Here is a 14,173-nt window from a genome sequence, read left to right as displayed (position 1 = left end):
CTGATTTTCCTGGCCTTCATGTTCAACAACATGTTCCTGCAAGCCGAAAGTTTCGACGCTTACTGGGCACAGGCCAGCGGAGTGATCGTCAAGGATTTCGTGACGGCGGCGATTCTGGCGATCATCGTCGTGGTGGTGGCCTCGCCGCCTGCCGGTTGGCGTTGCAGGTCTATACTCGGGAGGCCTTCCCCGAAGATTGGGCCATGACACAAAACAACCTGGCCGCAGCGTATAGCGACCGGATCCGGGGTGAGCGGGCGGAGAACCTGGAACAGGCGATCCAGGCCTATCGGTCCAGTCTGGAAATCTATCGTCCTGAGGCGTTTCCACAGGACAGTCGGCGAGCCGCTCGCAACCTGGGTAACCTCTACTCCGCGCAACAGCGTTGGACTGAAGCCGCCGCCGCCTACCGACAAGCCCTCCAGGCCGCCGAAATCCTCTACCAGAGCGCCTCGTTCCTCGACAACCAAGCCGCCGAACTCACTGAGACCAGAGACCTTCATCGCCGCGCTGCTTATGCCTTAGCGAAGGTTGGTGAGCTTCAAGCCGCTGTTCTCACCTTGGAGCAAGGCCGCGCCCGTGGTTTGAGCGATGCTCTAGCTCGGGATCGCGCCGACCTGGAGCAACTGCAAACCACAGCCCTCGATCGGTATGCGCGCTACCACCAAGCGGCTGCCCAGTGTCGTCAGCTCGAAGACCACCAGCGCGCCCTCAGCACCCGCCCCGCCGCCGAGCGCCACGGCCTCAGACCGGACGATCTGCGCCAGCAGCTCGCCCAAGCCCATCAGGAATTGCAGAACGCCATCGCCGCGATTCGCCAAGTTCCCGGATACGCCGGCTTCCTCGCGCCGCCTGACTTCACGGAGATTGTCAGCGCGCTTCCTCCCGCTCGATCCGTCGACCCGGACTGCGGGGGAGCGCGCGAAGAAAAGAGTGCGCTGGTCTACCTGGTCACCACGGAGGCGGGCAGTCTCGCGTTAGTGGTTGCCGCATCCGGTAACGCCATCGGAAACCCGACCGCCACCTTCGAGCCCCTCTGGCTCAATGACTTGTCTCAGGATTCCCTACGCAAACTGCTTGTCGGTACCCCCGAGACTTTCGGTGGCTGGTTTGGCGCCTACAATCAGCGACGGACGAATGGAGCGGCATGGCGGACCGCCATCGCCCGAGGCACAGCTGAACTGTGGGACAGCTTGATGGCCCCCCTCAGCCAACACTTGACCGAGCTCGCGTTCGGCACGCTATCCTAATTCCTACCGGCTACTTAGGATTGCTCCCCCCTTCACGCCGCTTGGACTCCCGACCCGACCGTTCCCAGCGGACGCCGTTACGCCCTCGATCATCTTCACTTCAGCTATGCGCCGAACGCCCGCTTCCTCAAGGTGGCCTGTGTTATCGCCCACCGTACCCCACCGGATTCGCTCCTCGCCATCGACGAACCCACCCACAGCGGAGCCGATCCCTTACCCCATTCGCAACCGGAAATCGACGCTGCGATCGCCACCTTCCCCCCGGCATCAACGCCTCTGCCGCGCCCAAGCGACCGCTGTAGCGGTGCGCGACGCACTACCCCACTACGCCGTTTGGCACTTTTCCTGTCATGGTTCCGCTAACTTCGCAGACCCCCTCCACAGCGGACTGGCGCTGGCCAACACTGACGTCCTCACCCTGCGCGATATCCTTGCTCTCCGGCTGAGCGGTGTGCGGCTGGCCGTACTTTCCGCCTGCGAAACCGGCTTGCCGGGTACCGATCTTCCCGATGAAGTGGTCAGCCTCCCCGCCGGTTTACTCCAGGCCGGCGTGGCCGGGGTCGTCGCTTCGCTCTGGTCGGTGTCCGACTTCAGTACGATGCTGCTGCTCACCCGCTTCCACGACTTCTGGCGCATCGAAGGGCTGGCCATCAATCAGGCCCTCCGGCGGGCGCAACAGTGGGTGCGCGACACCACCAATCGAGAAAAATTAGTGTATTTCCAAGACATTATTGGAGGCGCTCGCGCAAGCGTGGTTTCTCCCGAGGGAGCCCGGTCGCTCTATGGCGAGCTGGATGACTATGATGAACCCGATCGGCGCAGCTTCGCCCATCCTTATCATTGGGCGGCTTTCAGCTATGTGGGTGTTTAGGTCACGTTGACGGCCATCATAGGAGTATGCCATGTCCCCCGCGATCAGCATTCTGGACGTTGCTCGTGAGATTCTCCCGGAGCTGCCGAAACTGTTGGGAGAAGATGCGGCAGCGGTTCGGCAAGAATTAACCAATTTGTTGGCACGAGCGCACTCGGGGAAAGCAGTCGATCATGAGATCCGCGTTGTGTTGGGGAAAAATCCAGCAACGGACCGCTGGAAGCGCGACCGTCTGCGAGAAAACGACGCTGATGGGGGCGACGAAAAATCCTACCAGCCCCTTCCCGGTCTGAGGAGCACACCCCGAGCCGTGAAATATGCGTGCCCCGTGTCCGGTTGCAATACCCCTCCGTGGTTTCCGATCGATGCCGGGGATGAGATTCCTTCGTGCGAGATTCACGGTGTCCCGTTCGAGGCCGTCTCCGATGACTGAGGCCATACGGTCGGCGGCCACGCCGGGGAGCTTTTGAGGCATGCAAGCCAAGTTCGTTGAGGGCGTCGGCGGCAAACTGGCGGAACAGTGGGTCGCCACCTTACTGACGCCCGCGTTCGCGTTTTGGGCAGGGGGATTGGCGGCCTGGGGGTATCGCCACGGTTGGGCCTCCCTGCAAACCCCGTTCACCGCGCTTTCCGAACCCCTCCAGATCGCCTTGCTCGTAGCCCTTTTTTTCGGAGTGACGACTTCCGCCTTTGTTGTCCAGCGCTTCGACCTCATGGCCTTGCGATCCCTGGAAGGTTACTGGCCGCGTTGGTTCCCGCCGCGCCAGCCGCTGCTTTGGTGGCAGAAAAAGCAGTACGAAAAATCCCGTCAACAGTGGCAAGCATTGATGGGTAAACGGGAACAGCAGGCATTGACCGCGAGGGAATCGGAGCGCCTTGCCAGACTAGACGAGTGGTTGATCCGCATGCCTCGGCGACCCGAGCAACTGCTGCCCACTCGCTTGGGCAATCTTCTGCGCGCGGCCGAACTGCGTCCGGAATACAAATACGGACTGGATACCGTCATTTGCTGGTCGCGCCTGTGGCTTCTCCTGCCCGATGCCGTCAAAAAAAGACCTGCAAGAAGCCCGTGCTGACCTCAATACCGCCGCCCGCACCTGGCTTTGGGGACTGCTCTTTATGGTCTGGACCCCGTGGGCTTGGTGGGCGGCTCCGATCGGCATCGGGGTCGCCCTCTTCGCCTATTATTCCTGGGCGCTGAACGCCGCCAAGAACTATGGAGAATTGATCGAGGCTACGTTTGATGTGTACCGCCACCTGCTTTATGAATCTCTCCGCCGGGAGTTACCTGACCCGGGTAAACCATCAGACGAGCGCGAGCGGGGGCGGAAACTGATCGAATACCTGTGGCGGGGTTAAACCGCACATCAAACAACGATCTGAATATCCTAAGAAATTATTAAACTTTTCATCAGCGGTGTCCTAACACCTCATTCACGTTCCTGTCGCGGTGCGAGCACCAATACGGTGCTGGAATAGCGTTTACCATCGATCAGTTCGCAATAGCGTTGCAACGCCTGATCGGGTGCATCTGAAGATCGTTGTTTGCCGATCCTGGCACTGGCCGACGAGGTGGTGGCCGGCGCGGGGAGTTGAGGCGGTCAGCTTTCGTCCGACGAGCGAGCCTCTGACCAAAGGCGACGCGTGAAAATGTCGTCGACGCCGCGCGCGCGGGCCTCCCGGTCGATCAGCTCGCAATAGCGCTGCAAGGCTCGATCGGGATCGTCGCGGGTCTCGAACAGCCTTTGCAGGTGATGGACCAGCGACAAAATCTTGCGGGCCGGCACCGCCCGGCCTTGATTCCAGGTGGTCGCGGTCCGGGCATTGCGGCCCAGCATCAAGCCCACCAGGTTGGACGAGGCCGGGATGGGCAAGGTCATCTCGGGATAGTTGCGCTTAATCTGTTTGATGGTGTGGGTCAGTTCAATCACGTCGGGGCCGGGCGCCAGCAACTCCGGGTACTCATCCAGCAAGCGAATGTGCAGGCACAATCCCGGATCGCTGATCGGTTGCGTTAGATCCAGGGTTATCAGGTAGTGCTCCTTGACCGTGATCCCCATCAGCGCTTGATAGTCGCCCAAGTCGAGCTGGAGCTTCTGTTGCAACCGCACATAATGCTCACCGGTGATCGGACCGGGGCCGGTCACCCGCACGTTCGCGTCTTTTTTTGGTTTTTCGGGCCATCGGATCACTAAAGGTGGTGATGGGTCGATCACAGGATAGTCAACACTGCCATTATGACAACAAATAATGAGGGCGGCCGGTTTGCCGACCGCCCTCGGAGGTCACCGCACCTCCACGGTACCCTCGACGGTCACGTCGTTACTGCTGGAGCCGAACAGGGTCGCGCCTCCCACGCCCACCACGGTGGAGTGGTAGACCATGAGCGAGCCGGCCACCACGGCGGCGATGCAGCTAAACAAGGTGGCGGGCGAGTGCATGCCCTGGTGCCGGCCCATGCGCCAAATCAGGAACACCCCGATGCCGACCAGCAAAAAGCCGATCACAAAGACCGTGGCGGTGCCGAGTTTCAACACCTCGTCCAGGTTGCCGCGTACATTGTCGGCCACCGTGCCCAACGGATCGGCGGCGTACACCGCCGTACTGAGGAGTATCAGTACGGCGCCGACGATGAGCGTCATCGGCGCCCGCGTCGGGGATTGCGGCGAAAGGGATGGATTCGTCACGACATTAACCTCCGGTGCGTGGATTAGTCCAAGGGACTGGTGGTGCCCAACGTGGCGAACACCACGCGGACGGTTTGCAAGATATTGAGGGCCAGCACGCCGGCGACGAAAAAGACGGCCGCTCGCGCCATCGCATGGCGGCCCAACTCGCCCGAACCCACCAGACGCAACAACCAGGACGCCCGCAACAGCGCGAGCACGCCCAAAAACTGGATGATGGCCAGACACGCACCCATCATGAGCGTGGACCAGTCGCTCGTGGCCGGGGCGTACATCAAGGTATCGTCGATCCCCAAGAAGGTCAGACTGGCCGCGCGATACCCTTGATTGAGGTACACCAGACTGACGCCGGCCACGACGAAAAACAGCGGCGTCCACGGGCTGCGTTGCGGATCGCGGGCGCAGGTATAAAAGCGATAGCCACCGAACCCGACCAGCAAAAAGCCGACGACAAATCCAACGTACTCGAACAGCCGATGAAAATGCCGAGCCGCCTGGGTCACCAAGGCCGCGACGGTTTCCAGACTGGGGATGTTGTCCATGCGGGTCTCACTCACCGTCCGGGGTCGGTGTGGCGGCCAGGGGCCACTCGGCGGTGGACCGCGCCTCGTCTTGAACCGGCGTGCTCGGCATCGCCGCTGGATGCCGCGCCGCCGCCGCTTGCAACACGGCGCGGGGCGTGGCCAGCGAGGCGCGCGCCTCCGGGGTCGCGGCCGTCGTGCCGACCCAACCCTCGTGGACTCGGCTTGGCGGTCCCAAGAACAACACCCCGACCAATTGCCGCGCCGGATCGACGTAGACGGTCGGTGATCGATTGAAGTAATCCGTGGCCACCCGTCGGGTGCGGGTGCCGATCTCACCCAAGGCGATGCCGAGAATCTCCCGGTCGTCGAAGTCGTGGGTCGTGGTCTGGCCCCACAAATAGCTGTTTTGGGTGCCTTGGCTCAGGTAGGCGCGTTGCGCGCCCTGTAAAACGGCCGATCCCAACAGCGCGGCCCAGCGGGTGAAGGTGCGCCGGTCCACGTCGGTGGCCAGGCCCAAGCGTCCCGTCGCCGGATCGAGGGCCACCGCCTCCACGCGATACCATGCGCCCTGAAAGGTCATTCGGTCGAACTGGATGACCACCTTCTCATCCGCCCGCTTGAAATGGCCGATCAACCGCGCGCCGTTCAGCGCCCCGTCCTTGATCGCCACCACCACCGGACCGGGTTCATCGGAACTGATGTAAACCCGCAACAGCCCGTAGTAGACGCGATCCACCGGCCAGGTCGCCCAGGGATCGGATAACGGCGTCGTGGCCGCCGCGTGGGGTTCCGGCATCGGGGCTTGCAAGGTGGCCTCGGCCGTCTGATGAATGCCACCCCACACCGCCAGGACTTTGGTCATCCCCTGGGCTTTGATCTTGATGCGCTGTTGCCGCTGTTTTTCCTGTTCAAGGTCGGCCTTGTGGCGCTGCCGCTCCAAAGCCGCCTGATCACCGGGGCGTAGGGTTTGCGGATTCAAGGTGTCCGCCGGTTGCAAGGTATCCAGCGGGGGAACGGAAGCGCCGGGACCGGGTTGACGTTCCGCCTCGGCGCGATTCCGACGCTCCGATTGGTCGTAAGCGTTTTCCACGTCGGGCATCATGCGGTCGCCGGGCAGGGAAGGGGGCGCGGGCGGCGGGCTTGCCACCCGACTGTGGATCGAGTCCGGGTCCGGGGAACGCTGCGCGAGGTGGTAGGCCACCACGCCCCCACCCAGCAACACGGCCACGCCGCCCGCGCCGACCCAGGCCACCCGTAGCATCGGGGTCATCAGCCGCTCCTCATTGCACCCGCGCGCGAAGTTCGCGGCCCTGGTCACTCAAGACCAGCACCGGAATCGGCGTCAATTTGTAGACGGTGGTGCCATCGCTGGCCTCGGCCCGGTTCAGCCACCCCGGACTGATCAAGGTACTGGCCGTTCTCAGGTAATAAGCTTGCTTGTACATCCAGACCGTCCCGGTGGCCCCACGCAAACGCTTGGCTTGTGCGCCCGCCGGGGGAATTCCATCCAGGAAGTCGTACATCTCGGGTTCAATCTCGGGCGCGGGCGCGGCGGCGGTCACGGCCGGTTCCGCCAGTGGGCCGCGTCCCGGTAACTGAAACTCCTTGTTGTAATCCACCACCCGGCTGGCGCCTTGCGCCAAGGTGATCGTCACCGGCGTATTCAGGTCCTTGAACTTGATGGCGATATTGCCGACCGTAAACAGCTTGGGGCTGCTCAGACTCAGGATGTTGACGCCCAACTGAGTGACGTTGAAGGTGCCGGCTTGTGGCGTCTGGTTGCTGACCGCCCAGCGTTCAATCGGCCACGCCGCGCCGGTCGCATCCAGAAAAGTTGCATTCGCCACCATGCCGCTGGCCAGAAACAAGGTCGGCGGCGCGTGGCCCGGCGCGAGCTGCACCGGGACGCTGGAGGTCATCGGTTTCGGGGGCGGACCGGGTGGAATCGCCAGGGCTTTGGACACACCCGCCGCCCGCGCTTTCAGTGCGCGGATCTCTTCCGGCGTCAACTGCAAGGTGTCCTCGATGGCCGCCGCCGTGTCGGCCGACACCGGCGCCGTCGAGGCCGACGGTGAAGCCGGCGGTGGCGGTGTCGCGCCCTCGATCTGTGGGCCAAGATCAGCGCCGCGCGCGCCGGTGGCGATGCACCACACCGCCAGTGAAAGCAGCGAAAGCAGCGAAAGCAGCGAAAGCGGTTTGTCACGGTATCGCACGACTAATGCCCTCCACCCACCGCCGCGACGTACTTCTCGATCCCGATTCCTTGCTCGGTTTCGGTCACCGCTCGTCGAATCACCACGACCTGGACGATCAGGCTTTGCGTACTCTGCTCGGACGAACTGAGATAGCTCGCCATGATTTCCATTTGCAGGTGCCAGGCGAACCGTTGGGTCTGCCCCTGGATCACCTTGTTCAAAATAATGGGCGGCTTGACCACCACCGCCCGCACGGTCAGCCGCTTGGTTTTCACCGACTCCAGATTGCCGATCCGAATCAAGGCGTCCCGATATTCCTGACAACCCGCCGGGGTGAAATAACGGTTGCACGCCGCCTGGAGCGCTTCGCGATAGTTGGCGAAATTCCAGTTATTGGCGGCGACGATGGCCTCGGTCGCCCATTGGGTCACCCGCTCGTCCGAATACGAGGGTTCGTTGAGCGGCACCACCCCCACCAACTGATGATCCGCCGTCTGGATGAAATAGCGCGGCGACGGTTGATAGGCAAACAGGTACACGTTCAAGCCCAATGACAAGGCCAGAATCCCCGCGCCGATCAACAGCAAGGCCAGCAGCAATCGGAAGCCGTCGCGATACCACTCGAAACGGATACCGGCCGCCAGCAACAGGTCGGTTTCCTCGGGCGGCAGTCCCGCCGGCGGCGTGGCGGTGAAATCAGCGGGTAAGGCGGTCGAGTCCGGTGGGTTCATCAGGGTTCCTTTCCGGGGTCACGGGATCAGGGGAAGACGGGGTGAGCACCGGAGCCGGGACGGATGGGACGGGGCGGCCGGCGTCTCGGGTCTGCTCTTGAATCGACTCTAGCGGTTGCTGCTGGGCAGGGGATGGAGCGAGCGCCGCTTTCGAGGACACCGCGCCCGGCGGCACCACCGCGTTCTTGAGCCGGGTGGATAAAGAGGACACGGCCGCGTTCATCTGTTGGGTCTCGCAGTATTCCGGCCCGATCCCCAACAGACACAGTGCGCCGATGGCGGGACTACTCAAGCGCGCGAACGCCCCGGCAATCCACTGTTTCAGCAAACCATCGATCCATTCGCCGATGGAAAAGCGCATCGTCAACCGGCAGAACATCGGATCGAAGCGAACCAGAAAGGGGGAAACCACCTTGGACGGTGCGCTCAAGCCGCACCGCTGGGCGGTATCCAGAAAATCCAGGCCGCAATTCACCGCCTCCCGCAAGCCGCTCAGGGATTCGAGTGCTTCGCTCGGTCGCAAACCCGGCGCGGGCGGTAAGTCCTGAAGGTGCAGGTCGATCCCGACCGCCGACCGGACCCCCAGCACACCCAAGCAAGCGATGATCAACAGACGTCGCGGCCACCCTTTTCGAGACATATTCTTAACCAATGGGTTGATAGGATTATCATAGTGTCATTAAATATACTTCAATAATGCGTAAATCAATAGTAGAAATGAAGACAACGATCCACTTTATTTTCTGGAGAAGGGTGATGCATGACGGTTTCAAGGTCGTATCCGCCACCCTGGCCGTCGCGGGCGTGGGGTTGGGAATCACCCCCGCCGCCGCGCAATCGACGGCCGGCGGCTCGACCTCGTTCTGGGCGCACGTCCAATCCTTCCTGCCATCCTCGACCGACGTGGCGATGACCCAAGTGGTGTCGTTGTTCGGTCCGGCCGTGACCACCGCGACGGGCTTTGAAGCCGCCGCGAATCACGCCGTCTTGGGGGATACCGTGGGGTATTTCCTGGTCGGGGTGTTCGTGGTGTCGATCCTGATGGCGCTGTATCTGGTGTTGGCCGGGACCGCGCAAAGCGCCCATTCGGGCGCGTTTTTGGGCGAACGCTGGCATGGGTTGTGGGTGCCGCTGCGGGCGGTGCTGGGCTGGATGCTGCTGCTACCGCTGCCCGCCCTGGGGGGATTGGCGGGGATTCATGCCCTGTTGTTTTGGGTGCTGGCGATTGGCAGCGGCTTTGCCAACCAAGTCGGGTTGGCGGGCCTCGAATCCACCACCGCCGACGGCTTCGTCGCCAACGCTTCGACCCTGACCGCCGAACCGCTCGTCAGTCAGTTGGCCCGGAACACCTTCAACTCGTTGACCTGCGTGGAAACCATCAACCGCGTGGAATCCCTCCCCGGCGGCTATTCGCCGCTGGGCGTGAGCACGCAAGACGTGGCGCCGGAACCGGGGCTGTGGAGTCGGCTGCAAGACTTGTTTTCGAGCACGCCGCGCGCGGCCCAATACAACGATTTGATCAACGCCGCCGCCGCGCAATACGGCGTGCCGGCCGCCTTGATTCATGCCGTGATTCAACAGGAATCGGGGTATGACGCTGCGGCGAGAAGTCCCGCCGGCGCCCAAGGATTGATGCAGTTGATGCCCGATACTGCTCGGGATCTCGGTGTCAGTGATCCCTTTGACCCGGCTCAGAATATCAACGGCGGGACTCGCTACTTAGCGCAACTGCTGGAGCGATACAACGGCAATATGACCTTGGCTTTGGCCGCCTACAACGCCGGGATGGGCTCTGTCGATCGGTACGGCGGGATTCCGCCGTTTCCCGAAACTCAGAATTACGTGCGGGCGGTGCTGGCGAACTACAACCGCCTCAGCGGCGGCTTGCCGGGTGACGTTGCCGGCACCACGTTGCGCCACTATCGGTTCGGCGGCGGCCAGTATGCCGTCGATCTGTGTGGCGACATCCCGGTGCCCATCCGGACCGCTGCGGAGGACACCGCCGTCAACGGCGTGCAAACCGCGATGCGCAACGACGTGCAGACCGCGCACTGGGATGCTTACGAGCGGATGCTGGAGGGCATGCGCGAGGTGGTGACCCTGATGCAGGCTGGGAGCGAAGTCGCCGCGCGCGATCGCTACGCCCGGCTGATTCAAGCGTACGCGGAAACCGTCTTTCAAGCGGGGATGGACGCCTATCAGTCCCGCCAAGCCGACATGATCGCCCAATGGAAGGAGGCCGCCACCAAGGACGGGTGGGCCACCTATGGGATGTGGTTCTGGCAACTGTCCGAAGCCAGTCTTTCCGTATCCACGGCCCTGAACGACATGATGCCGGAACAAACCGGGTTCAAGTCGGAGCTGACCTCGCTGACCCAGGAAACGGCCGATCAGGTCCGCATGGCCGTGGCGCGCAACGACGCGATGGTCGATTCACTCCAGACGGCGGCGGCGACCGGCACCCAAAATTTCGCGAGCTGGCGGGCCGTCCAGAACGGCTCGGCCCGCTTCAACTACGCGGTGCCGCGCGGGGGCCGGGTTTTTGAGGAGGAAATGACCAACAGTCTGCTCAAACAATTGAGCGCCAAGATTCAGGCCGTCTTTCGTTGGGCGCTGCCCAGCCAGACGAATGAATTTCCGTTGCTGACCTGGTATCGGTTCGGCCATGCGTTGATGGAAGCCGGCGTTGGCGCCCTGTTGGCGGGTGTCGGCGCTGGCCTGTTTTCGACCACCGGCGGTTTGTTGGTCGCCGGCCTCGGCGGCGGCTTGTACGCGCTCGGCTGGACGCTGTCGATTTACCTGAGCTATTTGCCGCTGCTGATCTGGCTGGTGCAGTTCATGGGCTGGCTGATCACGGCGGTCATCGCCGCGTTCGGGATGCCGTTGTGGATGTTGATGCACTTGAGCGGGGAAGGGGACGGCATCAGCGGCGCGCGCGCCCAATCCGGCTACGGCTTGCTGCTGTCCTTGCTGCTCCGTCCGGTCCTGCTGATCTTCGGACTGTTGGCCTGTATCGCCCTGCTCTATGTGTTGGGGTGGTTCATCGAGCAAACCTTGGGCACGACCTTACAAAATCCACCGAACTCGGTGTTCGAAGGCCTTGGCCTGATCGTCCTCTACGTCATGATGGTGATCACCCTGGCCACCCTCTGCCTGCGGACCATCACCCTGATCCCGGACATCGCCTTCAACTGGATCGATGTCGCCTTGGGGAATGTGACGGCCTCGGCGGAAGCCGAAGCCGGCGCGGGTCTGCAAGGCGGTGGACGCGGCGTGCCGGGCCTGGGTGACCGGGTGGTCGGTGCCGCGCGACCGGTCGGCAAAAAGTTCGGCGGGTGGTGGCGGCATCGTGGGAATCCAGGGAATACTGAAGCGAGGTAGGTAATGAGAATCACGATCGCTTGGAACCACAGGGTGGCCCGCTTGGCGTTGCTGGCCGTCGTCAGCGGCGTCGTACAGGCGCGGGGTGTTCATCAGGACTCGCGAAACAGTATCGATCCCCACGCCGATCGACCGCTCAACGGCGTCTGGCAATGCCATTTTCTCCAGGCGCGCAACGCGCTCGAAAAGCGCTACTACAGTCATTGGACTTTCGATGCCGCCAAGAAAGTCATGTTCATGATGTGGAGTCCGGTGCATAAAGGCAATCAGTTTCGCTATGCATGGGACGGAATCACACTGATTCTCGATGATCCTTGGGGTCCGCCCAGCCCGCGCGTCGGCACGTTCGACGCGCGCTTGCGGGATGATACCGAGTTGACCATCAAAATGCCGGCGCTGCGCTGGAAGGGTTGGATTTGCAACCGCGCGCCCAGTGAGCAGTGGCCGGACGACAAATTGCAATTTCTCGACTATACCCGGTATCCGTGGCTCTCCGGCTTGGTGGAGGATGGACCCTCGATCATGAAATATCGTGATCCGAAACAATACGAGGAATGGCTGAAAGGCCAACCGCGCTAATTTCCGGCAAGCCAGGCAGAAGGGGACAAGCAGCCATGTTTCGATCACCTTGGATTGCGGTAGCAATTTGGATAGCCTGCGCGATCGGTTTCGCGGTGGTTTATCTCTACCTCGGGCGGCGGCGGTTTTACCGAACCAACGCGGCGGGTGTCGAGGAGTTCGAGAGTTATCGTGGCGCGGTTCTCAGTCATTTGTTCGAGGTGTTTATGAGACTGATTTCCGGCATTCTTTTTATCGCGAGTTGGGTCGCCTTGTTCGTGTTTATGAAGACTCCTTACAAATACTGGTAAATCGCGACTCCAACCCCGTCCCCCGATCCTGGTGGAATCGCAGCACGGGATGGGGGACGTCCCGCGCCGCCGAAGCGAGGACATCGCTAAAAATCCAGTGGGCTTTTGGCTTCCTTCAGGGTGACGCTCCGCACCGTGTGGGTGTAAATCATGGTGGTGCGCACGTCGCTGTGCCCCAACAACTCCTGAATGGTGCGAATGTCGTAGTTTGATCTTGCCATCTTCTTGTGGACACCCGGTTCATTAAGCGGCCTTCCGATTCTCGAAATCCCTGGGTGACAGGTAATCCAAGGTCGAGTGCCGCCGGATCGGGTTGTAGTAGGTCTCGATATACTCGAAGATGTCGGCCCTGGCCTCTTCCCTGGTGCGATAGCGGCGGTCGTGGACCTGCTCGACCTTCAGGGAATGGAAGAAGCTTTCCATGGCGGCGTTGTCGTAACAATTGCCTTTTCGACTCATGCTGCACAGGAAGCCATGGAGTTCCAAGGCGGCCTGGTAACCCCCGGAGGCGTACTGGCTGCCCCGGTCGGAATGGGCGATCAACCCCGGCGCGGGACGGCGCCGCCAGACCGCCATGGTGAGGGCCGCGATGACCAGATCGCGGGTTATCCGCTCCGCCATGGCCCAGCCCACCACCGCGCGGGAATAGACATCCAGTACCACCGCGAGGTAGAGCCAGCCCTCGTCGGTTCCGACGTAGGTAATATCCGCCAGCCACACCCGGTTTGGCGCGGCGGCGGTGAAGTCCTGTTCCAGCCGGTTTGGGGCCGTGGGCAAGCCATGCTTCGACTGGGTGGTGGCCTTGAACTTCCGCGCCGCCTTGGCCCGAAGACCCAACATCCGCAGCCGCTTCGCCACCCGTCGGCGACTCGCCCGCCAGCCTTCGGCCCGCAGGTCCAGGGTCAGGCGCGGCGCCCCGTAGCGACCTTTGTGAAAGTTGTAAAGCCTTTGGAGGTCGGCGTCCAGCCGACGGTTTTCCTCGTCACGGGGACTTTCCCCACGACGCTTCCAGGCGTAGTAGCCGCTCCGCGTCACGTCCAACACCCGACACATCGCCAACACCGAAAACCGATCCTCATGGGTTTGCAGGAAGGCGTACCTTACCGGGATTCCCGCACAAAGTACGCCATCGCTTTTTTTTAAGATCGCGGCTTCCTCCTCCTTGTGGGCCAGTGCCCGCTTCAGCCGTGCGATCTCCGCCGCCTGCTCGACTTGCAACGCCCCGCCGCCTTCTGTCAGGCGGTGCCGCGTCACCCAGTTATGCAGCAGGCTCTCCCCGATCCCCAATTCCCGTGCCACCGCCGCCACAGGATGGCCCGCCAATACACGCTTCACGGCCTGCAACTTGAATTCTGGCGTGAACCTCCGCCTCGTTTTCTTTTTTTTCGCTCGTGCTCATTGAACACCTCGTTGGCTTCCATCATAAGTGAGGTGTCCACGTAAGGGGGGGCAGGATCAGTTCGCCTGCAATAGATGGCTGGCGAAGCTGTGGCGAAGTGTGTGCGCGGAAGCTCGCTTGAGAATCCGGGAGCGGCGCACTGCGTCCTTGATGGTGTGCCTCCCGCATCGCTGCGGTTTTATACGGTAGCGTATTGCACGCTAAGTCACCCCGATAGATTCAACCCTAGACGAGCCGGATAGGGAGGGCCTTTCATCGAGAGTACT

General features: G+C 62.1%; 16 protein-coding genes and 3 pseudogenes. 10 read left to right on the top strand and 9 right to left on the bottom strand.

Going from position 1 to position 14,173, the window contains the following annotated elements:
* The 6 genes from E4P82_RS22485 to E4P82_RS22480 all read left to right on the top strand — a co-directional run.
* Positions 1–207, top strand: a 207-nt coding sequence (locus E4P82_RS22485; RefSeq protein WP_246327721.1) for a hypothetical protein, incomplete at its 5' end; no start/stop codon positions are given.
* Complete coding sequence (locus E4P82_RS19070) at positions 204–1,250, top strand: tetratricopeptide repeat protein (RefSeq protein ID WP_246327720.1); 1,047 nt, start codon at positions 204–206, stop codon at positions 1,248–1,250. The genes E4P82_RS22485 and E4P82_RS19070, both read left to right, overlap by 4 nt.
* Before the next feature lie 106 nt (positions 1,251–1,356).
* Positions 1,357–2,121 (top strand): CHAT domain-containing protein, encoded by a 765-nt coding sequence (locus tag E4P82_RS19065; RefSeq protein ID WP_246327719.1) that lies wholly within the window; start codon positions 1,357–1,359, stop codon positions 2,119–2,121.
* A 31-nt stretch (positions 2,122–2,152) separates the two neighbouring features.
* Positions 2,153–2,554, top strand: a complete 402-nt coding sequence (locus E4P82_RS19060; protein ID WP_169250356.1) for a hypothetical protein — start codon at positions 2,153–2,155, stop codon at positions 2,552–2,554.
* A gap of 40 nt (positions 2,555–2,594) precedes the next feature.
* Positions 2,595–3,197 carry a hypothetical protein gene (locus E4P82_RS19055; protein ID WP_246327718.1) on the top strand — a complete coding sequence of 201 codons (603 nt, stop codon included), beginning with the start codon at positions 2,595–2,597 and terminating at the stop codon, positions 3,195–3,197.
* Positions 3,160–3,480 (top strand): hypothetical protein, encoded by a 321-nt coding sequence (locus E4P82_RS22480; protein WP_246327717.1) that lies wholly within the window; start codon positions 3,160–3,162, stop codon positions 3,478–3,480. The genes E4P82_RS19055 and E4P82_RS22480 overlap by 38 nt, the downstream gene beginning before the upstream one ends.
* 242 nt (positions 3,481–3,722) lie before the next feature.
* Here the strand turns inward: E4P82_RS22480 and E4P82_RS19050 are convergent, their stop codons facing one another.
* The 7 genes from E4P82_RS19050 to E4P82_RS19020 form a co-directional block, all read right to left on the bottom strand.
* Positions 3,723–4,274, bottom strand: coding sequence for a hypothetical protein (locus E4P82_RS19050; RefSeq protein WP_169250355.1), 552 nt, complete (start codon positions 4,272–4,274; stop codon positions 3,723–3,725).
* Between the two features lie 132 nt (positions 4,275–4,406).
* On the bottom strand, positions 4,407–4,808 hold the full coding sequence (locus E4P82_RS19045; protein WP_169250354.1) for a hypothetical protein: 402 nt from the start codon (positions 4,806–4,808) through the stop codon (positions 4,407–4,409).
* Between the two features lie 23 nt (positions 4,809–4,831).
* Positions 4,832–5,365 (bottom strand): hypothetical protein, encoded by a 534-nt coding sequence (locus E4P82_RS19040; RefSeq protein ID WP_169250353.1) that lies wholly within the window; start codon positions 5,363–5,365, stop codon positions 4,832–4,834.
* The gene (locus tag E4P82_RS19035; RefSeq protein ID WP_169250352.1) at positions 5,358–6,602 is read right to left on the bottom strand and encodes a DotG/IcmE/VirB10 family type IV secretion system protein; all 1,245 of its coding nucleotides are present in this window, start codon (positions 6,600–6,602) and stop codon (positions 5,358–5,360) included. Before E4P82_RS19035 ends, E4P82_RS19040 begins: the two co-directional genes overlap by 8 nt.
* Before the next feature lie 10 nt (positions 6,603–6,612).
* Positions 6,613–7,545, bottom strand: coding sequence for a DotH/IcmK family type IV secretion protein (locus E4P82_RS19030; RefSeq protein ID WP_169250351.1), 933 nt, complete (start codon positions 7,543–7,545; stop codon positions 6,613–6,615).
* 2 nt (positions 7,546–7,547) lie between these two features.
* Positions 7,548–8,258 (bottom strand): DotI/IcmL/TraM family protein, encoded by a 711-nt coding sequence (locus tag E4P82_RS19025; RefSeq protein WP_169250350.1) that lies wholly within the window; start codon positions 8,256–8,258, stop codon positions 7,548–7,550.
* A complete protein-coding gene (locus E4P82_RS19020) occupies positions 8,224–8,898 on the bottom strand; it encodes a hypothetical protein (RefSeq protein WP_169250349.1) in 675 nt (224 codons plus the stop codon). Before E4P82_RS19020 ends, E4P82_RS19025 begins: the two co-directional genes overlap by 35 nt.
* A gap of 878 nt (positions 8,899–9,776) precedes the next feature.
* On the opposite strand from E4P82_RS19020, the pseudogene E4P82_RS22475 reads away from it, so the two are divergent.
* The 4 genes and pseudogenes from E4P82_RS22475 to E4P82_RS19005 all read left to right on the top strand — a co-directional run.
* Positions 9,777–10,124, top strand: a pseudogene (locus tag E4P82_RS22475) (lytic transglycosylase domain-containing protein); the annotation flags it as partial.
* Positions 10,101–11,639 carry a DotA/TraY family protein gene (locus tag E4P82_RS22470; RefSeq protein WP_312915758.1) on the top strand — a complete coding sequence of 513 codons (1,539 nt, stop codon included), beginning with the start codon at positions 10,101–10,103 and terminating at the stop codon, positions 11,637–11,639. The pseudogene E4P82_RS22475 and the gene E4P82_RS22470, both read left to right, overlap by 24 nt.
* Positions 11,640–11,642: 3 nt before the next feature.
* Positions 11,643–12,218, top strand: a complete 576-nt coding sequence (locus tag E4P82_RS19010) for a hypothetical protein (protein WP_169250347.1) — start codon at positions 11,643–11,645, stop codon at positions 12,216–12,218.
* A gap of 35 nt (positions 12,219–12,253) precedes the next feature.
* Positions 12,254–12,508 carry a hypothetical protein gene (locus E4P82_RS19005; RefSeq protein WP_169250346.1) on the top strand — a complete coding sequence of 85 codons (255 nt, stop codon included), beginning with the start codon at positions 12,254–12,256 and terminating at the stop codon, positions 12,506–12,508.
* Between the two features lie 86 nt (positions 12,509–12,594).
* On the opposite strand, the pseudogene E4P82_RS19000 reads toward E4P82_RS19005, so the two are convergent.
* Both E4P82_RS19000 and E4P82_RS18995 read right to left on the bottom strand, forming a co-directional pair.
* Positions 12,595–12,729, bottom strand: a pseudogene (locus tag E4P82_RS19000) (tyrosine-type recombinase/integrase); the annotation flags it as partial.
* A 22-nt stretch (positions 12,730–12,751) separates the two neighbouring features.
* Positions 12,752–13,888, bottom strand: a pseudogene (locus E4P82_RS18995) (IS3 family transposase); the annotation flags it as partial.
* Between the last annotated feature and the right edge of the window lie 285 nt (positions 13,889–14,173).

Origin of the sequence: Candidatus Competibacter phosphatis, from assembly GCF_012939995.1 — a bacterium.
GTDB classification, from domain to species: Bacteria; Pseudomonadota; Gammaproteobacteria; order Competibacterales; family Competibacteraceae; genus Competibacter; species Competibacter phosphatis.
This window is presented reverse-complemented; position numbering and strand designations above follow the sequence as displayed.

What these genes read in the sequence shown, in the direction of transcription:
- E4P82_RS19070 (WP_246327720.1), top strand. Translation starts at nt 204, where the DNA reads ATGACACAAAACAACCTGGCCGCAGCGTATAGCGACCGGATCCGGGGT.
- E4P82_RS19065 (WP_246327719.1), top strand. Translation starts at nt 1,357, where the DNA reads ATGCGCCGAACGCCCGCTTCCTCAAGGTGGCCTGTGTTATCGCCCACC.
- E4P82_RS19060 (WP_169250356.1), top strand. Translation starts at nt 2,153, where the DNA reads ATGTCCCCCGCGATCAGCATTCTGGACGTTGCTCGTGAGATTCTCCCG.
- E4P82_RS19055 (WP_246327718.1), top strand. Translation starts at nt 2,595, where the DNA reads ATGCAAGCCAAGTTCGTTGAGGGCGTCGGCGGCAAACTGGCGGAACAG.
- E4P82_RS22480 (WP_246327717.1), top strand. Translation starts at nt 3,160, where the DNA reads ATGCCGTCAAAAAAAGACCTGCAAGAAGCCCGTGCTGACCTCAATACC.
- E4P82_RS19035 (WP_169250352.1), bottom strand. Translation starts at nt 6,602, where the DNA reads ATGACCCCGATGCTACGGGTGGCCTGGGTCGGCGCGGGCGGCGTGGCC.
- E4P82_RS19025 (WP_169250350.1), bottom strand. Translation starts at nt 8,258, where the DNA reads ATGAACCCACCGGACTCGACCGCCTTACCCGCTGATTTCACCGCCACG.
- E4P82_RS19020 (WP_169250349.1), bottom strand. Translation starts at nt 8,898, where the DNA reads ATGTCTCGAAAAGGGTGGCCGCGACGTCTGTTGATCATCGCTTGCTTG.
- E4P82_RS19010 (WP_169250347.1), top strand. Translation starts at nt 11,643, where the DNA reads ATGAGAATCACGATCGCTTGGAACCACAGGGTGGCCCGCTTGGCGTTG.
- E4P82_RS19005 (WP_169250346.1), top strand. Translation starts at nt 12,254, where the DNA reads ATGTTTCGATCACCTTGGATTGCGGTAGCAATTTGGATAGCCTGCGCG.